This is a genomic window from Pseudomonas congelans, from assembly GCF_900103225.1.
GTDB classification, from domain to species: Bacteria; Pseudomonadota; Gammaproteobacteria; order Pseudomonadales; family Pseudomonadaceae; genus Aquipseudomonas; species Aquipseudomonas congelans.
Genome location: NZ_FNJH01000004.1, coordinates 216,022 through 242,401 on the forward strand (window position 1 = coordinate 216,022; position 26,380 = coordinate 242,401).

General features: G+C 62.3%; 17 protein-coding genes. 6 read left to right on the forward strand and 11 right to left on the reverse strand.

Annotated features, from left to right (window positions below):
- The first annotated feature begins 120 nt into the window (after positions 1-120).
- Together BLR20_RS15665 and mscK are read left to right on the forward strand one after the other, a co-directional pair.
- A complete protein-coding gene (locus tag BLR20_RS15665; RefSeq protein ID WP_054993336.1) occupies positions 121-1,863 on the forward strand; it encodes a potassium/proton antiporter in 1,743 nt (580 codons plus the stop codon).
- A 38-nt stretch (positions 1,864-1,901) separates the two neighbouring features.
- Complete coding sequence (gene mscK, locus BLR20_RS15670; RefSeq protein ID WP_032615483.1) at positions 1,902-5,291, forward strand: mechanosensitive channel MscK; 3,390 nt, start codon at positions 1,902-1,904, stop codon at positions 5,289-5,291.
- Between the two features lie 60 nt (positions 5,292-5,351).
- Here the strand turns inward: mscK and BLR20_RS15675 are convergent, their stop codons facing one another.
- From BLR20_RS15675 to BLR20_RS15695, 5 genes are read right to left on the reverse strand one after another with little or no spacing between them, the layout of a single operon-like run.
- A complete protein-coding gene (locus BLR20_RS15675; RefSeq protein WP_032615485.1) occupies positions 5,352-7,085 on the reverse strand; it encodes an acetyl/propionyl/methylcrotonyl-CoA carboxylase subunit alpha in 1,734 nt (577 codons plus the stop codon).
- Positions 7,082-8,686, reverse strand: a complete 1,605-nt coding sequence (locus tag BLR20_RS15680) for a 5-oxoprolinase subunit B/C family protein (RefSeq protein ID WP_054993337.1) — start codon at positions 8,684-8,686, stop codon at positions 7,082-7,084. The genes BLR20_RS15675 and BLR20_RS15680 overlap by 4 nt, the downstream gene beginning before the upstream one ends.
- 9 nt (positions 8,687-8,695) lie before the next feature.
- Entirely contained in the window at positions 8,696-9,490 is a 795-nt protein-coding gene (locus BLR20_RS15685) for a putative hydro-lyase (protein WP_054993338.1), read from the reverse strand.
- Between the two features lie 2 nt (positions 9,491-9,492).
- Entirely contained in the window at positions 9,493-10,257 is a 765-nt protein-coding gene (locus BLR20_RS15690; RefSeq protein ID WP_010440069.1) for a LamB/YcsF family protein, read from the reverse strand.
- Between the two features lie 16 nt (positions 10,258-10,273).
- A complete protein-coding gene (locus tag BLR20_RS15695) occupies positions 10,274-11,506 on the reverse strand; it encodes an NRAMP family divalent metal transporter (protein WP_010440067.1) in 1,233 nt (410 codons plus the stop codon).
- A gap of 253 nt (positions 11,507-11,759) precedes the next feature.
- Here BLR20_RS15695 and BLR20_RS15700 point away from each other — a divergent pair, with 253 nt between their 5' ends.
- Positions 11,760-12,425, forward strand: coding sequence for a GntR family transcriptional regulator (locus BLR20_RS15700; protein WP_074594838.1), 666 nt, complete (start codon positions 11,760-11,762; stop codon positions 12,423-12,425).
- A gap of 137 nt (positions 12,426-12,562) precedes the next feature.
- Positions 12,563-14,026, forward strand: coding sequence for a protein adenylyltransferase SelO (gene selO / locus BLR20_RS15705; RefSeq protein ID WP_054993339.1), 1,464 nt, complete (start codon positions 12,563-12,565; stop codon positions 14,024-14,026).
- Between the two features lie 111 nt (positions 14,027-14,137).
- Here selO and BLR20_RS15710 read toward each other — a convergent pair whose 3' ends face one another.
- From BLR20_RS15710 to pilG, 6 genes are read right to left on the reverse strand one after another with little or no spacing between them, the layout of a single operon-like run.
- Complete coding sequence (locus tag BLR20_RS15710) at positions 14,138-14,608, reverse strand: chemotaxis protein CheW (protein WP_003392217.1); 471 nt, start codon at positions 14,606-14,608, stop codon at positions 14,138-14,140.
- Positions 14,601-20,582 (reverse strand): Hpt domain-containing protein, encoded by a 5,982-nt coding sequence (locus BLR20_RS15715; RefSeq protein WP_054993340.1) that lies wholly within the window; start codon positions 20,580-20,582, stop codon positions 14,601-14,603. Before BLR20_RS15715 ends, BLR20_RS15710 begins: the two co-directional genes overlap by 8 nt.
- Positions 20,583-20,629: 47 nt before the next feature.
- Positions 20,630-22,672 carry a methyl-accepting chemotaxis protein gene (locus tag BLR20_RS15720; protein ID WP_010440052.1) on the reverse strand — a complete coding sequence of 681 codons (2,043 nt, stop codon included), beginning with the start codon at positions 22,670-22,672 and terminating at the stop codon, positions 20,630-20,632.
- A 50-nt stretch (positions 22,673-22,722) separates the two neighbouring features.
- Positions 22,723-23,262 carry a chemotaxis protein CheW gene (locus BLR20_RS15725; protein WP_003316742.1) on the reverse strand — a complete coding sequence of 180 codons (540 nt, stop codon included), beginning with the start codon at positions 23,260-23,262 and terminating at the stop codon, positions 22,723-22,725.
- 14 nt (positions 23,263-23,276) lie between these two features.
- The gene (pilH, locus tag BLR20_RS15730; protein WP_003316741.1) at positions 23,277-23,642 is read right to left on the reverse strand and encodes a twitching motility response regulator PilH; all 366 of its coding nucleotides are present in this window, start codon (positions 23,640-23,642) and stop codon (positions 23,277-23,279) included.
- A 46-nt stretch (positions 23,643-23,688) separates the two neighbouring features.
- On the reverse strand, positions 23,689-24,099 hold the full coding sequence (pilG, locus tag BLR20_RS15735; RefSeq protein WP_002551738.1) for a twitching motility response regulator PilG: 411 nt from the start codon (positions 24,097-24,099) through the stop codon (positions 23,689-23,691).
- 251 nt (positions 24,100-24,350) lie between these two features.
- Between pilG and gshB the strand changes: the two genes are divergently transcribed.
- Together gshB and BLR20_RS15745 are read left to right on the forward strand one after the other, a co-directional pair.
- Positions 24,351-25,310, forward strand: a complete 960-nt coding sequence (gshB, locus tag BLR20_RS15740) for a glutathione synthase (protein ID WP_003316740.1) — start codon at positions 24,351-24,353, stop codon at positions 25,308-25,310.
- 166 nt (positions 25,311-25,476) lie between these two features.
- Positions 25,477-26,379 (forward strand): energy transducer TonB, encoded by a 903-nt coding sequence (locus tag BLR20_RS15745; RefSeq protein ID WP_025991169.1) that lies wholly within the window; start codon positions 25,477-25,479, stop codon positions 26,377-26,379.
- Position 26,380 lies beyond the last annotated feature (1 nt).

The following is a 26,380-nucleotide window of genomic DNA, read 5'->3' on the forward strand; positions in this document are numbered from 1 at the left end:
TCACTCGAAATTGCTCTTTGACAGCCAAGCAATTCAACAGGTTAAATCCCTTGGCACGCGGACTGCATGGTCAGCTTTCGCCCTTCCTGCTTCAATTCAGTTTTCTACGGAGTACCGCCCTTGGACGCCACCACCATCAACAGCCTGTTCCTGATCGGCGCGTTGCTGGTAGCCGCAAGCATCCTGGTCAGTTCTCTTTCGTCACGCCTCGGCATTCCGATCCTGGTCATCATCCTTGCAGTGGGCATGGTCGCAGGCGTCGATGGCGGCGGGATTATCTTTGACAACTATGCGACCGCCTACCTGGTGGGCAACCTTGCACTGGCAGTGATCCTGCTCGACGGCGGGCTGCGAACGCGGGTAGCCAGTTTCCGGGTTGCGCTGTGGCCGGCCTTGTCGCTGGCGACGGTAGGCGTGCTGATCACCACGGTACTGACCGGGATGATGGCTGCGTGGCTATTCAATCTCAGCGTCATCCAGGGCCTGCTGATCGGCGCGATCGTCGGCTCCACGGACGCCGCGGCGGTGTTCTCCCTGTTGGGCGGCAAAGGTTTGAACGAGCGCGTTACCGCCAGCCTCGAGATCGAGTCGGGTAGCAACGATCCCATGGCGGTGTTCCTGACCGTCACCCTGATCGGCATGCTCGCCAGCGGGCAGACCGGGCTGCACTGGGGACTGCTGGGGCACCTGATCCAGGAATTCGGTATCGGTAGCTTCATCGGCCTGGGCGGCGGCTGGATTCTGCTGCAACTGGTCAATCGCATCAATCTGGCCGCCGGCCTCTACCCGATTCTGGTGATTGCCGGCGGTCTGGCGATCTTCGCCCTGACCAACGCCATCCACGGCAGCGGTTTTCTCGCGGTCTACCTGTGCGGCCTGGTGCTCGGCAACCGGCCGATTCGCAGCCGCCATGGCATCCTGCATATGCTCGACGGCATGGCCTGGCTCGCGCAGATCGGCATGTTTCTGGTGCTGGGCCTGCTGGTCACACCGCACGATCTGCTGCCGATCGCGATACCCGCACTGGGTCTGGCGCTGTGGATGATTCTGGTGGCACGCCCGTTGTCTGTGATGGTCGGCCTGCTGCCGTTCAAGGCCTTCCATGACCGCGAAAAAGTCTTTATCGCCTGGGTCGGCCTGCGTGGCGCGGTACCGATCATCCTCGCGGTGTTTCCGCTGATGGCCGGCCTGCCCAATGCGCAGCTGTACTTCAACCTGGCGTTCTTTATCGTGCTGGTTTCGCTGTTGCTGCAAGGCACCAGCCTGCCGTGGATGGCCAAACTGCTGAAAGTGACGGTTCCGCCTGATCCCGCGCCGATTTCCCGGGCCGCGCTGGAGGTACACGTCACCAGCGAGTGGGAGTTGTTCGTCTACCGACTGGGCGCCGAAAAATGGTGCATCGGCGCGGCGCTGCGTGAGCTGAAGATGCCGGAAGGCACGCGTATCGCGGCATTGTTCCGCGGCCAGCAACTGCTCCACCCGTCCGGCAGTACGACCCTGGAAGTGGGTGATCTGCTGTGCGTGATCGGCCACGAACACGACCTCCCGGCGCTGGGCAAATTGTTCAGCCAGGCACCGCAGCGCGGGCTGGACCTGCGTTTCTTCGGCGACTTCGTGCTCGAAGGCGACGCAAGGCTGGGTGAAGTGGCGGCCCTGTATGGCCTGAAACTCGACGGCATCGACCCTGGAATGCCGCTCAGCCAGTTCATCGTGCAGAAGAACCGTGGCGAGCCGGTGGTCGGCGACCAGGTTGAATGGAATGGAACTATTTGGACAGTTGCCGTCATGGACGGGAACAAGATCCAGAAAGTGGGCGTCAAATTCCCCGAAGGAACCCGCCCGGGCCCCGGACTGTTCCTTTAAACTGCCAACCCACACGTATCATCATGCGACCGGTGTCTATGTTTTCCCTGCGTTCCTTTTGTGCTGCCGCACTGTTTGCGCTCTGCCTGTCTTCCTTCCCGGCGCTCGCCGCCGATCCGCCCAGCAGCGACGCTGTTCAGCAAAGCCTCGACAAGATTGCCGACCGCAAGCTGCCTGACGCCGAGCAAAAGGCGCTGCAACAGGTCCTCGAACAGACACTGGCTTTTCTGGCCAGCAAGAAGGACAGCGAACAGAAGCTCGAAGCGCTCAAACAGCAGCTCGCCCAGGCGCCCAAACAGACATCGGAAAACCAGCGTGAACTGGCCCGCCTGAAAGAAAGCAAAGTGGTGCCCGTGGCCCAGCGCTATGGCGGTCTCGACGTGCCGCAGCTGGAGCAACTGCTCAGTCAGCGCAGCACCCAGCAAAGTGATCTGCAGAGCGAACTCAACGACGCCAACAGCCTGGCCATTACCGCGCAGACCCGGCCGGAACGTGCGCAGACCGAAATCAGCGCCAACCAGACGCGCATCCAGCAGATCAACGCCATCCTCAAGAATGGCAAGGACAACGGCAAGACCCTGAGCGCCGACCAGCGCAACCTGCTCAATGCAGAGCTGGCCTCGATCAACGCCCTCAACCTGCTGCGCCGCCAGGAGCTGGCCGGCAACAGCCAGTTGCAGGACCTGGGCAACAGCCAGCATGACTTGCTGACCGAGAAGGTCGCGCGCCAGGAGCAGGAAATTCAGGACCTGCAGACCCTGATCAACGACAAGCGTCGCGCCCAGTCGCAGAAAACGGTCGCCGATCTGTCCCTGGAAGCGCAGAAGTCCGGCGGCAGCAGCCTGCTGGCGACCGAAAGCGCCGCCAACCTCAAGCTGTCTGACTACCTGTTGCGCGGCACCGATCGCCTCAACGAGCTTACCCAGCAGAACCTCAAGACCAAGCAGCAACTGGACAACCTGACCCAGACCGATCAAGCCCTCAGCGAGCAGATCAACGTGCTGAGCGGCAGCCTGCTGCTGTCCAAGATCCTCTACAAGCAAAAGCAGGCGTTGCCGCATCTGGAGCTGGACAAAGGGCTGGCCGACGAAATCGCCAACATCCGCCTGTATCAGTTCGACATCAACCAGCAACGCGAACAGATGAGCACGCCGACCGCATACGTCGAAAAGCTGCTCGCCACCCAGCCACCTGAAAACGTCACCCCGCAATTGCGCCGGACGCTGCTGGACCTGGCCATCACCCGCAGTGACTTGCTGGAGCGCCTCAATCGCGAGCTGAGCGCGTTGCTCAACGAGTCCATCACCCTGCAACTGAACCAGAAGCAGCTGACCAGTACTGCTCAGGGGCTGCGCTCCACACTCGACGAGCAGATGTTCTGGATCCCCAGCAACAAGCCGCTGGACGTGGAATGGTTTCAGAATATCTGGCCGCGTCTGCAAAAGCAGGTCGCCACCCTGCCGTGGACGTCCAGCCTCAGCGAACTGTCAGACGGCCTGACTCAGCGGCCGTTGCTGTTCCTGCCCTTGCTGCTGTTGATCGGCATACTGACCTGGAGACGCAAGGCGCTGTACCAGAAGCTCAATCGCCTGCACGCCGACATCGGCCACTTCAAACGTGACAGCCAATGGAAGACACCGCTGGCGCTGCTGATCAACGTGCTGCTGGCCATGCCCGTCGCACTGGGTCTGGCCCTGTGCGGCTACGCGCTGCAGATCGACGCCCGTGGGCAAAACGCCAACCTGGGCGAGGCATTGCTGCAGATCGCCCTGGCCTGGCTGGTGTTCTACACCGCCTATCGCGTCCTGGCCCCGCAAGGCGTCGCGCAACTGCATTTCCGCTGGGAGACGGCGCAGGTCGAATTCCTGCGTGGCTGGGTGCGGCGCCTGGGGCTGGTAGTCCTGGCCCTGGTGGCGGTAGTGGCCGTCGCTGAACACCAGCCTGCCGCACTGGCCGACGACGTGCTGGGGATCGGCGTGGTGCTGACCTGCTACGCACTGATGACCTGGCTGCTCGCTCGTCTACTGATCTCAAGCCCCACGCATCATAATGCCTCACTGTTCCGCAAAACCGTCGGCGTGGTGTTCACGGCATTGCCCGTCGCGCTCTTCCTCGCGGTCTGCTTTGGCTATTACTACACCGCGCTCAAGCTCAGCGACCGTCTGATCGACACCCTGTACCTGATGATGATCTGGCTGATGGTCGAGGCAACCTTCGTCCGCGGCCTGAGCGTCGCCGCCCGGCGCCTGGCCTATCAGCGCGCGCTGGCCAAACGTCAGGCAGCCAGAGAAAACGGCGACAGCGACATTCCGGTCGAAGAACCCAAGCTGGACATCGAACAGGTCAACCAGCAGTCGCTGCGCCTGATCCGTCTGGCCCTGCTGGCCGGATTCGTCGGCGCTCTGTACCTGGTGTGGGCCGAGCTGATCACGGTGTTCGCCTACCTGGACAACATCATCCTTTACGAATACACCAGCGGCACCGGTGCCAACATGAGCATGGTGCCGATCAGCCTGAGCGACTTCCTCGGTGCGGGGGTGATCATCGTCATTACCTTCGTGCTCGCGGGCAACCTGCCCGGCCTGCTGGAAGTGCTGGTGCTGTCACGCATGAACCTCGCGCAAGGCAGTGCCTATGCGACGACCACACTGCTGTCGTACACCATCGCCGGTGTCGGCTTCGTCACCACGCTGTCGACGCTGGGCGTGAGCTGGGACAAATTGCAGTGGCTGGTCGCGGCGCTGTCGGTGGGTCTGGGCTTCGGCATGCAGGAAATCTTCGCCAACTTCATTTCCGGCATCATGATCCTCTTCGAACGTCCGGTGCGGATCGGCGACACCATCACCATCGGTGCCCTGTCGGGGACGGTCAGCAAGATCCGCATCCGTGCCACTACCATCACCGACTTCGACCGCAAGGACATCATCGTCCCGAACAAGACCTTCATCACCGGCCAGCTCATCAACTGGTCGCTGACCGATACCGTTACCCGCGTAACCCTCAAGCTGGGCGTGGATTACGGCTCGGACCTGGACCTGGTGCGCTCCCTGCTGCTGCAAGCTGCCCGGGAAAACCCTCGGGTGCTCAAGGAACCAGAGCCGATCGTCTACTTCCTGAACTTCGGCGAAAGCACCCTCGACCACGAACTGCGCATGCACGTACGCGATCTGGGCGACCGCAACCCGGTGCTCGACGAGATCAACCGCTTCATCAATCGCGAGTTCAAGAAGCAGCACATCAACATCTCGTTCCGCCAGATGGAGATCTACCTCAAGAACACTCAGGGTCTGGAATACAAACTGGTGCCTGCAGAGCCCGGTGACAAGGGCAATGCGCCGACCGGAAAAACCACCCTGCAGCCTGTGAACACCACCGTGACCCCAGCGACCAAGGATGCGCCCGAGCCGCCTGAGTTGCGGCTGGATTGAGAAGACTGACGGCGTACGTCGACCGGGTTGCCACCCGGTCGACGCACACTAGCGAATAACTCAGGCCTCAACCCGCCCAATCACCACCTTCGCCTCCAGATACCCACCAGGCTCCTGGCTGATCTGCACGGTTCCGGCACACGGTGCCAGTATCGATGTTTCCATCTTCATCGCCTCCATGATCGCGATCACCTGACCCTTCTCTACCGTCGCACCGTCTTCAACCGCCCAGGCATGCAGATTGCCCGCTACCGGGGTCAGGACTGCATGCGGGTCCGGGGCGTCGACAGCTGGCTGTCTGGCATCAGTTGGTGCAGCAGCGTTCAGGCTCATGCCAGCCAGCAGCGCAGCAGGCAGGCCCAGCTCGTGGCGTTTGCCGTCGATTTCAACGAAGGTACGCAGCACGCCGGGGTCGACCGGTTCTGCGTTGCGCGGGGCGATGGTGACGTGCTCGGCGAAGTCGGTTTCGATCCAGCGGGTGTGGACGGCGAAGGTATTGGCCGCAGTGAAGTCGTCATGGGCCATCACCGCCCGATGGAACGGCAGCACGGTGGCCACGCCTTCCACCTTGAACTCGGCCAGCGCACGGCGGGCGCGGCTGATGGCCTGTTCGCGGGTTGCGCCGGTGACGATCAGCTTGGCGATCATCGAGTCGAAGTTCGGTGAGACCCGTGAGCCTTCCGTCACGCCGGTGTCCAGGCGCACGCCCGGGCCGGATGGCGGCTGGAAGACAGTGATAGACCCCGGCGTCGGCAGAAAGCCGTTGCCCGCGTCTTCGGCGTTGATGCGGAATTCAAAGCTGTGGCCGCGCGGCACAGGCGTGCCATCGAACGACAGCGGCAGGCCGTCGGCGACGCGAAGTTGTTCGATGACCAGGTCCACGCCGCTGGTTTCTTCCGTCACCGGGTGTTCGACCTGCAAGCGCGTGTTGACCTCCAGAAACGACAAGGTGCCATCGCCGCTGAGCAGGAACTCCACCGTACCGGCACCGACATAACCCGCTTCGGCGCAGACCGCGCGGGCCGACTCATGAATGCGCTGGCGCAACTCGTCCGTCAGATAAGGGGCCGGCGCTTCCTCGATCAGCTTCTGGTTGCGACGCTGCAACGAGCAGTCACGGGTGCCGACCACAACCACCCGGCCATGACGGTCGGCAATGATCTGGGCCTCAATGTGCCGCGGGCGATCCAGGAAGCGCTCGACGAAGCACTCGCCACGACCGAACGCGGTCACCGCTTCACGCACCGCAGACTCGTACAGCTCGCTGACTTCATCGAGCTTCCAGGCGACTTTCAGGCCGCGACCACCGCCGCCAAAGGCTGCCTTGATGGCAATCGGCAGGCCATGTTGCTCGGCAAACGCGACCACTTCAGACGCATCGCTCACCGGGTCTTCCGTACCGGCCACCAGCGGTGCGCCGACCTTCAGGGCGATACGCCGGGCCTGGACCTTGTCCCCCAGCGCGTCGATGGTCGCAGGATCGGGACCGATCCAGATCAGACCGGCGTCGATCACAGCGCGGGCGAATTCGGCGCGCTCCGAGAGGAAGCCGTAGCCGGGGTGAACCGCATCGGCACCGGCACGAGCGGCAACCGCCAGCAGCTTTTCGATGTTCAGGTAGGTGTCGGTCGGGCGCTCGCCCTGCAGCCCATAGGCTTCATCGGCCTGACGTACGTGCAGCGCGTCGATATCGGCATCGGCGTACACCGCCACCGAGGCGACCCCGTAGTCACGGCAGGCACGGGCAATACGAACGGCAATTTCGCCACGATTGGCAATCAGAACCTTTTTCATCTGTTCTTGGTCTCGTCTGAAGTGGCGGGGCGCACGGGCTCGAAGGCGCTCAGCGGGTTGAAGCGAATGCGGGCATTGACCGGAATCTGCCCGGCCTTGTTCAGGTGGTAGGTGGCGACTGCGCCGATCACCGGGTAACCGCCGGTCAACGGGTGATCGGCCAGGAACAGCACCGGCTGGCCACTGGGCGGCACCTGAATGGCGCCGACCGTGGTGCCCTCGCTGGGCAACTCGCCATCGACGGCACGTTGCAGCGATTGCTCGCCCGCCAGGCGAATACCGATACGGTTGGACTGCGGCGTGACCCGCCAGGTCTGTTGCGCCAGCAGTTGCTGGGCTTCGGCGCTGAACCAGTCACTGCGCGGGCCCATGACCACATCCAGGGTGATGACCTGATCGGCACGCGGCATTTCGAAGGAGGGCTGTTCACTGACCGACACAGCCGATCCACCGGACCTGCGTTGAAAACCAAGTCGATCACCCGCCGCCAGCGGCGCCGGTCCGACCTGGGCCAGCGTGTCGGTGGACAGGCTGCCAAGCACCGGTTCATGAATGAAACCGCCACGAACCGCGAGATAATTGCGCAGGCCGGCGCTGGGCGAGCCGATGCTCACCTGATCGCCGCTCTGCAAGGCCAGCGGTGCATACAACGGTGCCTGCAGCCTTTCTCCTTCGGCGGTCAGCACTTCAACGCTGGCCTGAGCCCCGGTAATCGCCACAACGGTCTGCCCCTGACAAGTGAACGTCAGGCCACCCATGAGAATTTCCAGGCACGCCGTCGCCGGATCGTTACCCACCGCGCGGTTGGCAGCGCGCAAGGCGCCGCGATCCAGCGCACCCGATGCGGAAACTCCCTGCCCCGCCCGGCCGGGGCGGCCCAGGTCCTGAAACAGGGTCTGCAGACCTGGCGTCTCGATCTGCAGATAGTCTTCGCTGACCGTCGTCGCCTGCGGCCGGACAGGTGCGGCAACCTGCACACGGGTCTCCGGGAGCGGTCCGGCATCCTGGAAACGCACGCGGTAGCCGGGCTGGAGCAAGGCGGGCTCGTCGCGGCCCAGATCCCACATGGTTGAGGTGGTCACCCCGATAATCTGCCAGCCGCCGGGGCTGGCCTGTGGATAAATGCCACTGAAACCACCGGCCAGTGCCACGGCGCCAGCCGGAATACGTGTGCGCGGCGTGCTGCGCCGTGGCACCACGAAACCGGCGCCGCCGCTGAGGTAGGCAAAACCGGGCGCAAAGCCGCAGAAGGCAACGTTGTAGTCGCTGCCGGTGTGGCGCTTGATCACTTCCTCGACGCTGATGTCCAGCTCGCGGGCGACATCGGCCAGGTCTTCGCCGTTGTAATGCACAGGTATTTCGATCAGCTTGCCCGCCTCGCGGGCCTTGCCACGAATGTCGCGCGAGGCGATCTGTGTGGCGAGCGCTTCGAAACCGATGGCTGACGGACGAAAGTGCACCAGCAAGGTTCGGGCGGCCGGGACGATTTCCTCGACGCCAGCGATGGGCATCTGCTGTAACGATTCGAACAGGGCCAGGGTCTCGTCCAGATTCGACAGTTCAACCAGGAGGGCATCCAGGTTGGCCGGGTAGAAACGCATGAGCCTCTCCTATACGTGGTAGTAGCTGTCCGGAATATCGGTAATGAACATGTGGCCCGGCGCGTGGGAAATCGCAAACGGCACACGGGACGCCATGACCACCGCCTGCGGGGTCACGCCGCAGGCCCAGAACACCGGAATCTCGCCGGGCCTGATCGTCACCGCATCACCAAAATCAGGGTTCGCCAGGTCGTTGATGCCGAGCAGTCCAGGCTCGCCGACATGTACCGGCGCGCCGTGCACACCGGGATAGCGACCGGTGATGCGCGCCGCTTCGGCAACCCGGTCCGCGGCGATCGGGCGCATCGACACCACCATGTTGCCCTGCAGGCGGCCGGCCGGGCGGCAGACCCGGTTGCTGCGGTACATCGGCACATTGCAGCCTTCGCTGATGTGGCGCACATCAATGCCGGCGTGCATCAGGTCGGTTTCGAAGGTGAAGCTGCAGCCGATCAGAAAGCTGACCAGATCAGTGTGCTGCGCCCAGATGTGGCTCACATCACTCAGTTCTTCGGCCAGTTGCCCATCGCGCCAGACCCGGTACAGCGGCAGGTCGGTGCGCAGATCAGCCTGCTCAGCCAGCAGTGTGGTGTGGCTGCCGGGCTCGGTCACATCCAGCACCGGGCAGGCTTGCGGGTTGCGCTGCGCGAACAGCAGAAAGTCATACGCCCATTCACGCGGCAGCGTGATCATGTTGCACTGGGTCAGGCCGGGCGCTTGGCCAGCGGTCGGCGCGACGAATCCCTGGCGATAACGGGCACGGGCGGCGCTGGCGGCCTCGCGGGCGTGTTGCAGTGAGTTCATGATCAGCCTCGATTGAATGCGCGGACAGTGACGCCTGCGTCGTGCAAACGGTTTTTCAGGATGCGTGCGATGTTCACCGCGCCCGGGCTGTCGCCATGTACGCAGATGGAATCGGCCTGCAGGCTGATTTCGCGGCCATCTTCAGCCTCGATGACGCCTTCACGCACCAGGCGCAGCATGCGCTCGGCGATCCGTTCGGCGTCGTGCAGAACCGCACCGGGCCGCGAGCGCGAGACCAGCGTGCCTTCGGCGGTGTAGGCGCGGTCGGCGAACGCTTCGGCGACGCAGGAAAGCCCGGCTTCGCGTGCCCAGTCGAGCAGCGGCGAGTTGGCCAGGCACACCAGCTTCAGCGCGGGATCAATGCGCAACAGCGCCTGAATGACCGCCGTGGCCTGACGCTGATCACCGGCGATGGTGTTGTACAGCGCGCCATGAGGCTTGACGTAGCTCACGCTTGTCCCGGCGCTGCGGGCCAGACCCTGAAGCGCGCCGATCTGATAAATGACATCGGCGGTCAGCTGGTCGCTCGGGATGTCCATGTTACGGCGGCCGAACCCTACCAGGTCCGGGTAGGCCACATGCGCACCGATGGCAACGCCCCGGGCCGCAGCGGCCTCGAGGGTGCGCAGGATCCCGGCCGGGTCACCGGCATGGAAACCGCAGGCCACGTTGGCGCTGCTGACCACATCGAGAATCGCCTCGTCATCGCCCATGCTCCAGGCGCCGAAGCTTTCACCGAGGTCGCTGTTGAGGTCTATCGCAGGCATTTTTTGTTCTCCGAAATCAGGCTGCATTGATAAAGGCAAAGATGGGACCGACTGATTTGAACGCCATGTACCACGACAGAAGACAAGTCAGCACGCCCAGCACCAATAGCCAGCGCGGGTAGTGGTAGCCGTCCATCATGTCGGACCGGCGCCAGCCGACGTACATGAAAATGCTCAGGCCCAGTGGCAGGATCAAGCCATTGAAGCCCCCGGCAAAGACCAGCAGCGCGGCGGGTGGTTTGCCCCACATGACGTATACGACCACGGTAATCAGGATAAAGCCGACAGTCGCCAGATTGCGTGCGCGCTCGGTGATGCGTTTGGAAAACACTGTGATGAACGACATCGACGTATAGGACGCGCCGATCACACTGCTGATGCCGGCCGCCCAGAGCACCAGACCGAACATGATCAGGCCGAAGTTGCCAGCGGCAGCGGTGAACGCCTGGGCCGCAGGGTTTGCGCCCTGGCCGGACACGTCGATGACGACGCCGCTGGCGACCACGCCGAGGATCGCCAGAAACAGTATGTAACGAACAACCCCGGTGACCAGAATACCGGTCAGTGCCGCCTTGGACACCACATCGATGTTCTCGACCCCGACGGTGCCGCGATCCAGCAAGCGGTGAGCACCGGCGTAAGTGATATAGCCGCCGACCGTGCCGCCGACAATGGTGGTGATGGCCGCGAAATCGACCATGTCCGGCAGGACTGTCTGACGCAGAGCCTCGCCCAGCGGCGGGTGCGATGCAAAGGCGGCGAACAGAATCAGGCAGACCTTCAGGGTGCCCAGTACCATCATGATGCGGTCCATGGCGATGCCGGCGCGGTGCGACGAGAAGATCGCTATGGCGATCAGCGCGCTCAAGGCGCCACCCCACTTGGGATCAAGACCAGTCAACGCATTCAAGCCCAGGCCTGCACCGGCGATGTTGCCCAGACTGAATACCAGGCCGCCGAAGATGACCAGTACCGCAAGCAGATAACCGCTACCCGGGATCGCCGCATTGGCCAGATCGGCCGCGCGCATTCTGGTCAGCGTCACGATGCGCCAGACATTCAACTGCACCACGAAGTCGATCAGGATCGAGGCCAGGATGCCGAAGGCAAACGCGGCCCCCAGAGTCGCGGTGAACGTGGCTGTCTGGGTCAGAAAGCCAGGACCGATGGCAGACGTCGCCATCATGAAGATCGCGGCGATCAGAGAGGCGCGGCGCGCCTTGGTGAACTCATTGGCAGTCTGTGTCACGGCGGCATTCCTGAGATGAGAGGTATTCTGCCAGAGCAATGACCATGCCAAGGGTCATTCAGGCGCGCCAAGTTGTAGATACATAAAGATAATATTGTTGAACAATGCTGATTACATGAATCAACCATATGCACCATGTTGTTACGCCGGGACTCACGCGTGCTACCTGATGAAGCATCTGCTGACCTTCGTCCTTGCCAGCCAATGAGCTGTCGTGGAATATCGACCTGGCTTTTCTTTCTCTGGACCCTTTATGAACGACGCTGCTTCTGTCCTCCCGCGCACCCTCGGAGAATCGATCACCACTGAGCTTCGCAGAATGCTGGTCGAGGGCGAGCTGGTACCCGGTCAACGCCTCTCGGAAGCCGCTCTGGCCGAGAGTCTGGATATTTCCCGTAATACCCTGAGAGAAGCCTTCAGAGTGCTGACCCGCGAAGGGCTGCTGACCCACGAGCCCAATCGCGGGGTTACCGTGGCCAAGCCCGATATGGCTTCGATCATCGATATCTACCGCATTCGGCGCTTCATCGAATGCGGGGCGATTGCCCAGGCTTATCCACAGCATCCCGGTGTGCTGCACATGCGCAATGCGGTCGAGGCGGGCGTGCAGGCGCGTGAGGCCAGGGACTGGATTGCCGTGGGCACCGCCAACATGATGTTTCACAAGGCCATCGTCGAACTGTCCGACAGCCCGCGACTGGTGGCGTTTTATGCGCAGATATCGGCCGAGTTGCGACTGGCCTTCGGCTTGCTCAACAATCCGGAGCTGCTGCATTCGCCCTATCTGGACATGAACGCCGCGGTACTCGGGCGCCTGGACGCGGGCAAGACCGATGAGGCGACGCGCATGCTCGAGGATTATCTGGTGCAATCGGAACGGACGATTCTGGCCGCCTTCGAGCGAAGCCGGAACCGGTAGTCCGGCGCAGGCCTGATCATCAGAACTACCACCAAGTGACCCGGTCTACGGGTTCTGACCGTTGCAACACGCCCGACGAGCCAGGCAGGCCGCCGCTTCGTTGAAAGCCTGAAATTCCCCTCTGGAGGCGATACGCTTTGAAAGCACTCGACGAACTCACTTTCGACAACCGCTTTGCCCGTCTGGGCGACGCGTTCTCCACTTCCGTGCTGCCTGAGCCCATTGATGCGCCGCAGCTTGTGGTTGCCAGCCAGTCAGCGCTGGCGCTGCTGGACCTGGCCCCCGAACAGGCCGACCTGCCGCTGTTCGCGGAAATCTTCAGCGGCCACAAGCTGTGGTCTGAAGCCGAACCACGGGCAATGGTGTATTCCGGGCATCAATTTGGCTCCTACAACCCGCGCCTGGGCGACGGTCGCGGGCTGTTGCTCGGCGAGGTCTACAACGACGCCGGTGAGCACTGGGACCTGCACCTCAAGGGCGCAGGCCGCACGCCGTATTCACGGATGGGTGACGGGCGCGCCGTACTGCGCTCGTCGATCCGCGAGTTTCTGGCCTCCGAAGCCCTGCACGCACTGGGCATACCCAGCAGCCGTGCGGGGTGCGTGGTCAGTTCCAGCACCCCGGTATGGCGCGAAACCCAGGAACATGCAGCCATGGTGCTGCGTCTGGCGCAAAGTCATGTGCGCTTCGGCAGTCTGGAATACTTCTTCTATACCAAGCAGCCAGAGCAGCTGAAGACCCTCGCCGAACATGTGCTGACGATGCATTACCCGCACTGCCAGGAGCAGCCGGAGCCGTATCTGGCGATGTTCCGGGAAATCGTCGAGCGCAACGCCGAGCTGATTGCCAAGTGGCAGGCCTACGGCTTTTGCCACGGCGTCATGAACACCGACAACATGTCGATCCTGGGCATTACCTTCGATTTCGGACCGTTCGCGTTTCTGGATGATTTCGATGAGCACTTCATCTGCAACCATTCCGATCACGAAGGTCGCTACTCCTTCAGCAATCAGGTGCCTATCGCGCAGTGGAACCTCAGCGCGCTGGCACAGGCGCTGACCCCGTTCATCAGCGTGGAAGCGTTGCGTGAGGCCATCGGCTTGTTCCTGCCGCTGTATCAGGCGCACTACCTGGACCTGATGCGCCGCCGACTGGGACTGACCGTTGCGCATGAGCAGGACGAACAACTGGTCAGTCAGTTACTGAAGCTGATGCAGAACAGCGGCGTGGATTACACCCTGTTCTTTCGCCGCCTGGGCGATCAGCCCGCTGTCGAGGCACTGCGCACGTTGCGCGACGACTTCGTCGATATCAAGGGCTTCGATGGCTGGGCGGAAGCGTATCAGGCGCGTATCGCCCTCGAGGACAACGGCACCGGGGAGGAGCGTCAGACCCGCATGCATGCGGTCAATCCGCTGTACATCCTGCGCAACTATCTGGCACAGAACGCCATCGCCGCAGCGGAAAAAGGCGACTACGAAGAAGTCCGCCGCCTGCACCAAGTGCTCTGTACCCCCTTCACCGAACAGCCCGGCATGCAAGGCTATGCCCAACGGCCACCGGACTGGGGCAAGCACCTGGAAATCAGCTGTTCGTCGTGAGGCTGTGATTCCCTATCGTGCCCATGCTGGAGCGTGAGAAGCGATAACCCTGTAACTATCGTGCGGCGCTCCGCGTCGCATGCCGTTCTGGACACTCCGCGTCCTCTTTACCTATGACAGCCCTGCATCCACCAGCCATTGCTCCAGTCCTTCTAGGTCGGGAATACGGGCTACGGTTTCGCCGATCTGTACGGCGGCCAGTTCCAGCTCGGCCAGCGGTACATCGACGTAGCTCAACTGGCTGTCGACCTTGCACGAGCGCGGGATGCCTTGAGTCAGCAGGGCGATGAACCTGACGTCGTTGCGTCCGCCCAGTGCGTTAAGCACCACGATACGGGCTCGACCACCGACGCGGGTGCGGCCTCCGCAGGCAGCTTCGAAGCTGAGCAGCGGCAAGGTCAGTTCGCGCCAGCTGATCGGCCCCAGATACCACTCGGGGGCGTCCGGCTCTGCGCTGCAATCCTGGTAATCGATCAACTCGGCGACCGCGACGTTGGGCAGCAGCAGATGCCGGTCACTCAACGGCACCAGCAAGCCGGTCAGGCTAGTCAGACGGCTGGTCTGGAACGTACCTTCAGACATGTGCCTGGCTCCAGTAAGCGATGCTCTCCAGCAACACGGTTTCCTGATACGGCTTGCTCAGGTACTCGTTGACGCCCACCGCCATCGCCCGATCGCGATGCTTCTGGCCCGAGCGGGAGGTGATCATGATGATAGGCAGCTCCTTGAGCTGTTCGTCCTGGCGGATCTGGCTGGCCACTTCAAAGCCGTCCATGCGCGGCATTTCGATATCGAGCAGCATGATGTCAGGCGTGTGCTCCTGCAACAGGGTCATGGCATCGACACCGTCCTTGGCCGTCAACACATGCATGCCGTGGCGCTCCAGCAAGCGGCTGGTGACTTTGCGTACCGTCACCGAATCGTCCACCACCATCACCAGCAACGGTCTGGCGTGCTCGGCTTCGTGGTAGGCAGGCGCCAGCCCTCTGAAAGGCAAGCCCTGCAAGGTACGGATCTGCGCCATCAGATCGAGAATCAGCACCACCCGGCCGTCACCCAGAATGGTCGCGCCGGAAATGCCCTGCACCCTGGAGAACTGCGTACCAAGGCTCTTGACCACAATCTCGCGCGAGCCTGCCAGTGCATCGACCTGCACCGCCACCCACTGATCCTGCAGATGCACCAGCAACACCGGCAGCGGCTGCAATTGCCCGGCCAGTCTGGGCGGACTGCTGCCCAGCAATTCGCCCAGATAGCGCAACTCGTAACTGCGCCCGCCATATTGATAGCGCGGCGGGCTGGTCTGGTAATAGCCGTCCAGCTCATTGGCCATGACGCGCACGATGCCGTCGACGGTATTGAGCGGCACCGCATACTGTTCTTCACCGCACGTGACCATCAGCGCCCGGTTGACCGACACCGAAATCGGCAGTCGAATACGGAAGCGCGTGCCCTGGCCCGGCACCGAGTCGATGACCATCGAACCGCCCAGCTGCTTGACCTCGGCGTGCACTACATCCATGCCCACACCACGTCCGGAAATCTGGGTGATGATCTCGCTGGTGGAAAACCCCGCCTGGAGGATGAACGGCAACACCTCATGGTCGGACAGATCGGCATCCGGATGAATCATGCCGCGCTTGATAGCTTTGCGGCGTACCGCTGCCAGATCGACGCCCGAGCCGTCATCGCTCAGCTCGATGACCATATCGCCGCCTTCGTACATCAGTTCCAGACTGATATGGCCCTGTTCCGGCTTGCCGGCGGCAATGCGCTTTTCGGTACTTTCAAGCCCGTGATCGACGGCGTTGCGCAGCATGTGCTCCAGCGGCGCGACCATTCGTTCCAGCACGTTGCGGTCCATTTCACCGTCGGCGTTGCCCACGTCGAAATGGACTTTCTTGTGCAGTTCCGAAGCCACCTGGCGCACCACACGACGCAGGCGCGGCACCAAACGCTCGAACGGCACCATGCGCGTACGCATCAGGCCTTCCTGAAGCTGGGTGTTGACCCTGGCCTGTTGCGACAGCAGCGTTTCCGCGTCGCGGGCACGCGCGCCGAGGGTTTCCTTGAGGTCCAGCAGGTCGGACGCCGATTCGAACAGAGCGCGCGACAGCTGCTGCAGCTGGGAATGACGGTCCATTTCCAGCGGGTCGAACTCTTCGTAGCCGAGCCGCTCGGCCTGGACCTGCTCACGGCTGAGAATGCGCCCCTGGGTTTCCATATCCAGACGACGCAATTGGTCGCGCATCCGCTCGATGGTGGTTTCCATCTCTACCAGGGCGATCTGTGAATCAATGATCTGCTGTTCGATACGTCCACGGAAAATGGAGGTTTCGCCGGCCAGGTTGACCAGGTCTTCCAGTTGCTCGGCAGGCACCTTGACCATTTCCGGGCCACTGCGCTCGGCCTCCCCCTCGGCGACCGGGGCCACGGTTACCACCGACTCCGGATGGACCTCCGGGTCCTGCGCAGCCAGCGGTGCGCCCGAAGGCTCATCGGTGGCCAGCCTGCGAATGCTCTCAATCAGCAAGGTGGCGTCAGGCAGCGGCTTTTCATTGCGCACGGCATCGAGCATGTCGGCCAACACATCCTGACCGCTCTGCAACAGGCCGATCATCAGCGGCGCGGGCTGCAGACTTCCGGCGGAAAGCCCCTCGTAAAGCGTCTCCAGCTCGTGGGCGAGGTCGCCTATCGGAGCAATTTCCACCATCCGCGCGCCGCCCTTGAGGGTATGCAGGTCGCGCAGCAGGTTTTCGACTTCCAGCATGTTGTGCGGATCGGCCTGCCAGCGCGCCAATGCCGCGCCGGAGCTTTCCATGATGTCGAAACCTTCCTCGAGGAAGACTTCACGCAGCTCGGTGTCATGTTCGGGAAGATCTTCATTGACGGCAGGCGAGGCCTGCACCTCGAGCCCGGCGCTCTCCAGCGTGCGGCAGCTGCGCAGCGCTTCGATCAAGGCCGAGGGGTCGCTGAGCGCTTCCTGCCGGTACAGTTGCTCCAGCAGAATCGCCAGATGGTCGTGGCTCTCGTGCAGCAGCTCGGCCAGTGTCGGCGAATGATTGAAGCGCCGGTCGATCAAGCCTTCGTAAAGGTTTTCCAGTTCGTGGGCCAAATCGCCCACCTCGACCACCTCAGCCATCCGCGCACCGCCCTTGAGGGTGTGCAGGTCGCGCTGTAACGAGGCCAGCGGTGCAGGGTTTTCCGGATCGGCCAGCCAGCGCTGCAAGGCTTGACCGGCGCTGTCGAGGATATCGACGGCCTCCTCCAGAAATATCTCGACGATTTCGTCGTCCGGACCGGCAACTTCAGTCTCAGCGTGCCCCGCCTCGCTGGCCAGTTGCTCGGTGGCGGCATTGAGCTCGGTCACGCTCAAGGTGCGATGGCCGTCGCTCTTGACCAGTCCGGTCGCCGACGGGTCAAGCGCCTGATCCAGCAACTGGTTCAAGGCACGCACGCATTCGGGACGCGGCTCGACATCCTGGCCGGCAGCCACCTGATCAAGCATGTTGATCAGCGCTTCGTGAGCATTTTCCGCCACATCGAAAAACCGGTCGCTGACCGCCAGACTGCTTTCCTCGACCGCACCGTAGAGGTCGAGCAAGGCTTCGCATAGCTCATCGACCTGCGGCAGGTCAGCCAGATGCGCGCCATGACCGAGGGTGGTCAGCTCATCGAGCAGCGCGCTCAGTTCCTGGCGTTCGCCGGGGTGCTGCCGCCAGCGCTGCAGCAGGTTTTCCGCATCCAGCACGATGTCCATGCCCTCGGCCAGAAAACCGGCGAGCAGCGTGGGGTTGCGCTTGATCCGTAGGCCGCTGTCCGACTCGCGCAGCACCACGGTGAGGCGGTCGTTGAGCATCGCCAGGGCAGCCTCGATCAGCTGCGCGGCACCCGGAATATCGGCCAGCGGGGTGCTGTCGAGTTGCTTGAGGCCCTTGTGCAGCAACGGTTCGGCGCTGCGCAGCAGGACGAGCTCCGGTGAGCCGATATCGATGAGGTTGGCCTTGTATTCACGCACCAACTGATCGAGCGGGCTGGCCAGTTCGGCAATCGGCAGCACCCCGGCCATGTGTGCGCTGCCCTTGAGTGTATGCAGCGCACGCAGCACCGCGTCGCTGATCGCCGGTGACGCTGATTGTTCGGCGTTGTCGAGGAAGCGACCGAGTGTGTTCAGATGGCCGAGCGCTTCCTGACGGAAAATCTCCAGCAACTGTGGATCGAGCGGTTCGTCGGCAACAGGTTTACCTGGTGCAGGATCATCCAAGGCCGGCAGCGTCGGAGGCTCCAGCCCATTGGCCAACGCATGGGCACGGGCCGCCAACAGGTCGACATCGTCACGCTGACACTGGGCATCTTCGGCGAAGTCGCGGATGACCGACGGCAGCAGCGCCTGCACTTCGCTCATCAGTTGCTGCACTTCGAGGCCCGGCAGCACATCGCCTTCCAGCACCCGGTTGAGCAGGTTTTCCACCGACCAGGCCAGTTCGCTGAGGATCAGCGCACGCACCATCCGGCCGCTGCCCTTGAGGGTATGAAACGCACGACGCACTTCGGTCAACGCCGTGCTGTCCCAATGGCCGTCGCGGCCGAGCGAGGTGAACCAGCGCGGCAGGTACTCGCGCAGCGCGTCGAGCACCTCGTCGGCCTCTTCGAGAAACACATCGCGCAACTCATCGTCCACCGCCTCTTCCCCGGCCGAGGGCGGCAACAGGCTGGTGGGGACGTTACGGGCGGGAGGGTTGACGGCCGAGACCGGGCTGGCGAGGACCTGGGCAATGGTTTGCGTGGGGCTGACCAGCGCCTTGCGGTCATCCAGTTCCAGCAACTCGTCCTGAGTGATGACTTCTTCGAGCAACGGCACTTCGAGGGTGTCAGCAGCAGGCGTATAGCCCAGCCGCGCCAGGCTTTGCTGGGCCATGTCGAGCACTTGGTCGCCCGGCGCCTGATGGTCTTCGAGCATGCGCTCCAGGTAATACTCGATACCGGTGATGGTGTCGGCCAGACAATCGAGCTGAACCCAGGCGGGACGGGTTTCGTCCACCAGCAGGTGTTCCTGAATGTATTCGTTGCAGGCGGCCAGCAGACTGGCAGCCCGGGCCAGCGGAATCATCGCCAGCGCACCACGAACCTGCACGATCAGCGCGCAGAGCGGATCGAGCCGCTGCCGGTCCCATTCGCCGTCGATGTAATCGAGAATCACGTCCTTGGCCTGCTGCAGCACCGTGCGGGCTTCGCGAATCACCAGTTGATGAATCTGCGTCAGGTCGGTGGTCGGCAGGCGGCTTTCCTCGCGGCTGACCTGCTCGTGACTCCCGGCCATACCGGCAAGGGTCGATTCGACGTAGAGCAAGGCACCCGCGACATCCATCAGCGCAGCGTCGCTGGGCTCGCGCTGCCCCTGCGCCAGACCGAGGACCACGGAAAGCTGATCGATGATCACCTTGCGCGGCTGGCCGAACCCCAGCACCGCCAGGGTGTCGGCAATCTGCCGCAACGGTGGCAGCAACGCGTTGAGCTCGCTGACATGCTGACGGTCGCCGCGCACGAACACATCGAGCCGCTCCTTGACCCTGACCAGCCCTTCGCACAAGGCCACGATCACCGAGCGCATGGCGTCACGGTCCGGACCGGCCATGCGGGCACGCTCTTCGTTGACCACGTCGTTGCCGGGCAAGGCATCGGCCAGCGCGTACTGGTCCTTGAGGTCGAGCATCTTCGGCGCCAGGCTGTCGGACTTGGCGATGTAGAACAGCAGGCTTTTCAACAGCTCTTCGGGGGCGGGCTGATTGATGCCGGTGACGCCCTGCTCGGCCAGACGCTTGAGTTCCTTGTCGGCGTCCTTCAACAGGCTGCGCAGCGCCGGACTGTTGGTGAAGTTGCCGTTGAGCATGGTTTCGACCAGTGCCGAGGCGATTCGCCAGAGCGCACCGAGCGGCGCGTCTTCGCACAACTGCTCAAGCCGGGCAAACACCTTGGCCATGTAGCCGAGCTGGGTCTGAACGCCCTGCTCACGCATCAGGCCGGCCAGCGCCGCCTGCAGGGTCTGGCGCAGCTTGCGTAGCAGGCTGGGTAATTCCGGGGTATTGCGCCGCGCCAGCTCCTGTTCATCAAGCGCCGGCACGACGACCAACTGCGGGGCAAACAGGCTGGTTTCCGAGAGCAGACTTTCGCCCCGCGCACTGCGCAGGTCGTTGAGCAGTGGCAAGACTACCAGCGGCAGGTCCCGGCGCGCAGAATGAATACGCTCCAGGTAAACCGGCAACTGACTCATGGCCTGGATCAACAGTTGCTCGGACTCGACCGGATGGCTGACGCGGTTCTGCTGGACCGCCAGCGCCAGTTGCTCGATTTCCTCGGCCAGCAAAGCGGCGCCATAGAACTCGATCATCTGCAGACTGCCGTGAACTTGATGTACCAGGTTCAGGCACTCGGCCATTGCCGCAGCGTTGGCCGGGTCTTCGATGAACAGGTCCAGCGCCTGCCGGGCCTGGCGCAGTGTTTCGGCGATCTCGCCTTTCAGCCACTCAAGGGCTACATAATCGTGACGATCAGCCATGACGAGTACCGCCTGTTACCCAATCAAGGTTGTTCATGTGCGGTACATCATCCGGCTTTCTTCGATGACGGCAGGGCAAAGCCCGATACCGAACGACGCATTTCGCTGGCCATTTTCGCCAGATTGCCGATGCTTTCGGCGGTAGCCGATGTGCCCGAGGTGGTCTGCGAAGTGGTTTGCTGAATGACAGTCATGATCTGTGAAATCTGCCCGGCAGACTCGGCCTGCTGGTGGGCGGCGTCGGTGATACTTTCGATCAGTTCGGCCAGCACCCTGGACACCCCTTCGATTTCCCCCAGCGCTACCCCGGCGTCCTGCGCCAGACGGGCGCCGCGCACGACTTCACTGGTGGTCTGCTCCATGGAGATAACCGCCTCGTTGGTGTCGTTCTGAATGGCCCGGACCAGCGTTTCGATCTGCTTGGTCGCGGACGACGAACGCTCGGCCAGGCGCTGTACTTCGTCAGCCACCACGGCAAACCCTCGTCCGGCATCACCGGCCATCGACGCCTGAATGGCGGCGTTCAAGGCGAGGATATTGGTCTGGTCGGCAATGTCGTCGATCAGGCTGACGATGTCGCCAATCTCCTGGGATGACTCGCCCAGACGCTTGATGCGCTTGGAGGTGTCCTGGATCTGCTCGCGAATGTTGTCCATGCCATGAATGGTGTTATGCACGACCTCGTTGCCTTTATTGGCAATCGCCACGGAGCGCTCCGCCACGGCCGAGGACTCCGAGGCGTTGGTCGAGACCTGATCGATGGACGCCGCCATGTCGTTGATCGCCGTCGACGCCGCACTGATCTGCAACGCCTGGTGCTCTGAGGCAGCCGACAATTGCATGGCCGTCGCCTGGGTTTCGGTTACCGCAGCCGCCACCTGCTCGGCGGTCAGGTTGATGGTCACCACCAGCTCGCGCAATTGATCGATGGAGTAGTTGATGGAGTCGGCAATCGCTCCGGTGAAGTCCTCGGTCACAGAGGCCGTGACCGTCAGATCGCCGTCGGCGAGGTTCTCGATCTCGTCCAGCAGGCGCATGATCGCTGTCTGGTTGCGTTCGCTCTTCTGCGCGGTTTCGCGCAGCTGGCGATTGGTCTCGCGCACCATGACCAGCCCGATGAGGATGATCGACGCCAGTGCCAGCAAGCCCAGCACATAGCCGCCGACGGTGTTCATGGTACGGCGCTTGGCGAGGTTTTCCAGGCTGTTGGCGAGTACCGAGGTTTCATCCAGCAGGGTCTGTGAGGTGTTGAAGATATTGCCCGACGCCTCGCGCACCTGATACAGCTCGGGCGAGGTTTCGAGAATCTCGTCCACCGAGCCTGAGACGAATTCGAACAGTTCGGCGATCTCCGCCAGCCGCGCGCGCGCATCGCGGTCCTCGACCTGAGATATGCGCAGCGTGGCGTTGCCCTCCAGCATGCCGTTGAGCACACGACCGAACTGGCTGGCATCGCGGCCAAAGGCGTCGGCGGCCTGCACAGCCGTTTCATCGCCGGCCAGCACGGTGTTGACCGAACCGAGAATCCGTTCTGCGAGCAGCGCCTGGCGTTGCGCAACCACTACCTGCGCAGCAGGGGCCCGGCTTTGCAGAAGGTTCTCGACGACTTTTTCGTATTCGGCCTGCAATTGCGGAATGGTTTCGGCCAGCGTCGCCGCCACCTGATGCAGCGACAGGACGGTCTGTTCGCTGGCCAGAATCACGTCGGTGCTCTTGCGCAGCCCTTCCCAGTCACGTTGCACAGTGCGCAACTCGTCGCGTATCAGGTCGGGAGCTGCAGGCAGGCCGGTGGCCGGGTCGCCTTTTCTCAGGTAGCCCCAGCGCACGTCGAAATCGTTGCGCGCATCCGCCAGCAGTTTGAACGCCTGGGTTTTGCCGGCAGCCGCTTCGGTGGCGTTTTTCGCGATGCGTTGCGACAGGACGCGCAGTTCACCGGCATGCCCGATGTACTGTTTGTCGTAGTTGGACTGAGTGTTGAGGTAGGCGAAGTTGGCGAACAGCAACATGATGAAAACGATGAGCGCCACGAACAGCAGAATAATCTGCGTGCGGCTTCTTGCGCCTTCCCTTGACCGGTCTGTACTACTCATTAATCAGGCCCCCGCCTGGATCAATTGTGAAACACACCAGGCCCGACATGCTAGGAAGCCAGGTCCATGAAATCCGCAGACTGCACCAGCGCCCAAGGGCTGAAGATCTGCCACGCCTGCTCGCGGATGAACTGCCCGCGCAGGAACGGCACCATACGCTGATCCATGTCCTGCGGGGTCTGGGGTATGAGGCTCAACTGACTGAAACGTTGCATGCCGAACACTTCATCGACCAGCAGACCGGCAAACACGTCATGGTGCTCGACCACCAGCACACGTCGCTGTTTGCGCACCGGTGCCAGTTCGTGACCGAAAAACCCGCACAGATCCATCAGCGGCAACAACCGGCCCCGCAGGTTGGCGATACCTGCCACCCAGAACTTCACGCCGGGCATCACGGCATGATGGGGTTCGTGAAGGATTTCAGCGATTTCGCCAATCGGCGCGACAAACCGTTGCTCGCCCATGCGAAAGCCGATGCCGACCCAATCCTGCTGATGGGCTTCCTGCAGCGGCAGGCCCGCCGCCAGCGAACGACAGCGTCGATCCATATCCAGAAGCAGTTCAAAAGCAGTGCGCGGCTCGGCCATGGCGATTCCGGCAATCAGCCGGCCAGCACCGCATTCAGGGTTTTCATCAGGGTTTCTTCGTCCACCGGCTTGGTCAGGTAATCCCGCGCGCCCTGGCGTTTGCCCCAGACCTTGTCGGTTTCCTGATCCTTGGTGGTGATCATGATCACCGGGATCATGCTGGTATCGGCATCCTTGGTCAGCTGGCGCGTGGCCTGAAAGCCGTTGAGCCCCGGCATGACGATGTCCATCAGCACGGCATCGGGCTTTTCCTGACGGGCCAGGGCCACGCCATCAGCGCCGTTTTCGGCCTTGAGCACTTCATGACCGTGCTTTTCCAGCATGCCGGTAAGTTTGTACATTTCAGTCGGCGAGTCATCGACGATCAATATTCGAGCCATGGGTGTTCCCCGTCAGATTACGAGCGCGCTACATCAGGCGCGGGCGTCATGATATGTGTTGTTCTGCTGCTACGAAGCCCGGCACATGAGCCTTGATCGCACTGAGCAGTTCTTCCTTGCTGAAAGGCTTGGTCAAAAACTGATCGGAACCGACAATCCGCCCCTTGGCCTTGTCGAACAAGCCGTCCTTGGAGGACAGCATGATGACCGGCGTCGACTTGAATGCCCGGTTGTTCTTGATCAGCGCGCAGGTCTGATAACCGTCCAGACGCGGCATCATGATATCGACGAATATGATTCGCGGGTGGTTATCGGCAATCTTGGCCAGCGCGTCGAAACCGTCTATCGCAGTGATGACTTCACAGCCTGCGTTCTTGAGCAGTGTTTCGGCGGTGCGGCGGATGGTCTTCGAATCATCGATGACCATGACTTTCAGGGCGGAGGCGTGTTGTTCCATAGCTGCTCCATCGCCGCAGCGAATTTTTGCGCATTCTGCGAGGCACTGGGAGCCTGACGGTATCGCTTCGTTGATCGACTGGGACCGAAGACCGGATGCCGAGCCTTTTTAGCACACTCTCCAGACGCAATCCATAAAGTGCACCTCGGTGCACTGCGGCAGGCCTGCCCCTTGACCGGGAGCAATCGGAGCGCCACCCTGATGCCAATTTTACGGCCGTTGCGGCCCTTACCGATCAGAGGATATTGCCCATGAGCGTTCGCCTAGGGATTGTCATGGACCCCATTGAGCGCATTTCCTATAAAAAGGACAGCTCGCTGGCCATGCTGCTTGCCGCCCAGGAACGCGGCTGGTCACTGTTCTATATGGAACAGAAAGACCTGTATCAGAACGCCGGCCAGGCCCGCGCACGCATGAAGCCGCTCAAGGTGTTTGCCGATCCGGCCAAGTGGTTCGAGTTCGAAGCCGAAGTCGACGCAGGTCTCGACGATCTGGACGTGATCCTGATGCGCAAGGATCCACCGTTCGACATGGAGTTCGTCTACGCCACCTACCTGCTGGAGCAGGCCGAGCGTGCAGGCGTGCTGGTGGTCAACAAGCCGCAGAGCCTGCGTGACTGCAACGAGAAGCTGTTCGCCACGCTGTTTCCGCAGTGCACGCCGCCGACGCTGGTCAGCCGCCGCGCGGACATCATCCGCGAATTCGCCGAACAGCACGGCGACGTGATCCTCAAGCCGCTGGACGGCATGGGCGGCGCGTCGATCTTCCGCCACCGTGCGGGCGATCCGAACCTGTCAGTGATCCTCGAAACCCTGACCGCACACGGCACACAGCAAATCATGGCGCAGGGTTACCTGCCCGCCATCAAGGACGGCGACAAGCGCATTCTGATGGTCGATGGTGAACCGGTCCCGTATTGCCTGGCGCGTATCCCGGCAGCCGGCGAGACGCGTGGCAACCTGGCGGCAGGCGGGCGTGGCGAGGCCCGTCCGTTGAGCGACAAGGACCGCTGGATCGCCGAACAGATCGGCCCGACCCTGCGTGAAAAAGGCCTGCTGTTCGTCGGCCTCGACGTGATCGGTGAGCACCTGACCGAAATCAACGTCACCAGTCCGACCTGCATCCGCGAGATCGACAATGCCTTCGGCACCAACATTGGTGGCCTGCTGATGGACGCGATCGAGAAGAAGCTGCAAGCGCGCAAGGGCTGATCAGCCGCTGACGCCGCTGGCCACGGGCAACACCGTGCGCCACGGCGTCAGATCGATTCCCTTCGTCCGATCCGCAGCAGAGCGGCGCGGCACATTGCGTTATCATGCGCCACCTGTAACACGACACGGATTTTGACATGCAGGCTGACGAGATGCTGAACCGCCAATGACATCCATGGCCAACAACGACCTCCCCCTCGAACTCGCCAACGCCGGTGTGCGCCCTGCCGATCGCCTGGGCTTTACCATGATGATCGCGGCGCTGATTCACCTCGCGGTGATCCTTGGTGTGGGATTCACCTATGTAAAGCCGGAGCACATCTCACAGACGCTGGAAATCACCCTGGCCACCTTCAAAAGCGAAGAAAAGCCCAAACAGGCTGACTTTCTGGCGCAGGACGATCAGCAGGGCAGCGGCACCCTGGACAAGGCCGAAACGCTCAAGACCACTGAGCTGGCGCCTTATCAGGACACCAAGGTCAACAAGGTCACGCCACCCCCGGCCAGCAAGCCGGTGGTCAAACAGGAAGCCCCGAAGACCGCCGTCGCGACCACCGCGCCCAGCCAGCAGAAAACCGTTGCCAAGCGCGACGAGGTCAAGCCCGAGCCCACCACCAAGGCCGCGCCGACCTTCGACAGCTCGGAACTGAGCAACGAAATTGCCAGCCTGGAAGCCGAACTGTCGACCGAACAGCAGCTTTACGCCAAGCGCCCGAAGATCCACCGTCTCAATGCCGCCTCGACCATGCGCGATAAAGGTGCCTGGTACAAGGACGACTGGCGCAAGAAGGTCGAGCGGGTCGGAAACCTGAACTATCCTGAGGAAGCACGGCGCAAGCAGATCTACGGTAATTTGCGACTTCTTGTGTCAATCAATCGGGACGGCTCGTTGTATGAAGTGCTGGTGCTCGAATCTTCAGGACAGCCTTTGCTGGATCAGGCAGCGCAACGAATCGTGCGTCTGGCCGCGCCTTTTGCGCCGTTCACCGGCGATCTGGCAGATATCGATCGACTGGAGATCATTCGCACCTGGAAATTTGCACGCGGAGACAAGCTGTCAAGCAACTGAA

What these genes read in the sequence shown, in the direction of transcription:
- mscK (WP_032615483.1), top strand. Translation starts at nt 1,902, where the DNA reads ATGTTTTCCCTGCGTTCCTTTTGTGCTGCCGCACTGTTTGCGCTCTGC.
- BLR20_RS15675 (WP_032615485.1), bottom strand. Translation starts at nt 7,085, where the DNA reads ATGAAAAAGGTTCTGATTGCCAATCGTGGCGAAATTGCCGTTCGTATT.
- BLR20_RS15680 (WP_054993337.1), bottom strand. Translation starts at nt 8,686, where the DNA reads ATGCGTTTCTACCCGGCCAACCTGGATGCCCTCCTGGTTGAACTGTCG.
- BLR20_RS15685 (WP_054993338.1), bottom strand. Translation starts at nt 9,490, where the DNA reads ATGAACTCACTGCAACACGCCCGCGAGGCCGCCAGCGCCGCCCGTGCC.
- BLR20_RS15690 (WP_010440069.1), bottom strand. Translation starts at nt 10,257, where the DNA reads ATGCCTGCGATAGACCTCAACAGCGACCTCGGTGAAAGCTTCGGCGCC.
- BLR20_RS15700 (WP_074594838.1), top strand. Translation starts at nt 11,760, where the DNA reads ATGAACGACGCTGCTTCTGTCCTCCCGCGCACCCTCGGAGAATCGATC.
- BLR20_RS15710 (WP_003392217.1), bottom strand. Translation starts at nt 14,608, where the DNA reads ATGTCTGAAGGTACGTTCCAGACCAGCCGTCTGACTAGCCTGACCGGC.
- BLR20_RS15715 (WP_054993340.1), bottom strand. Translation starts at nt 20,582, where the DNA reads ATGGCTGATCGTCACGATTATGTAGCCCTTGAGTGGCTGAAAGGCGAG.
- BLR20_RS15720 (WP_010440052.1), bottom strand. Translation starts at nt 22,672, where the DNA reads ATGAGTAGTACAGACCGGTCAAGGGAAGGCGCAAGAAGCCGCACGCAG.
- BLR20_RS15725 (WP_003316742.1), bottom strand. Translation starts at nt 23,262, where the DNA reads ATGGCCGAGCCGCGCACTGCTTTTGAACTGCTTCTGGATATGGATCGA.
- pilH (WP_003316741.1), bottom strand. Translation starts at nt 23,642, where the DNA reads ATGGCTCGAATATTGATCGTCGATGACTCGCCGACTGAAATGTACAAA.
- pilG (WP_002551738.1), bottom strand. Translation starts at nt 24,099, where the DNA reads ATGGAACAACACGCCTCCGCCCTGAAAGTCATGGTCATCGATGATTCG.
- gshB (WP_003316740.1), top strand. Translation starts at nt 24,351, where the DNA reads ATGAGCGTTCGCCTAGGGATTGTCATGGACCCCATTGAGCGCATTTCC.
- BLR20_RS15745 (WP_025991169.1), top strand. Translation starts at nt 25,477, where the DNA reads ATGACATCCATGGCCAACAACGACCTCCCCCTCGAACTCGCCAACGCC.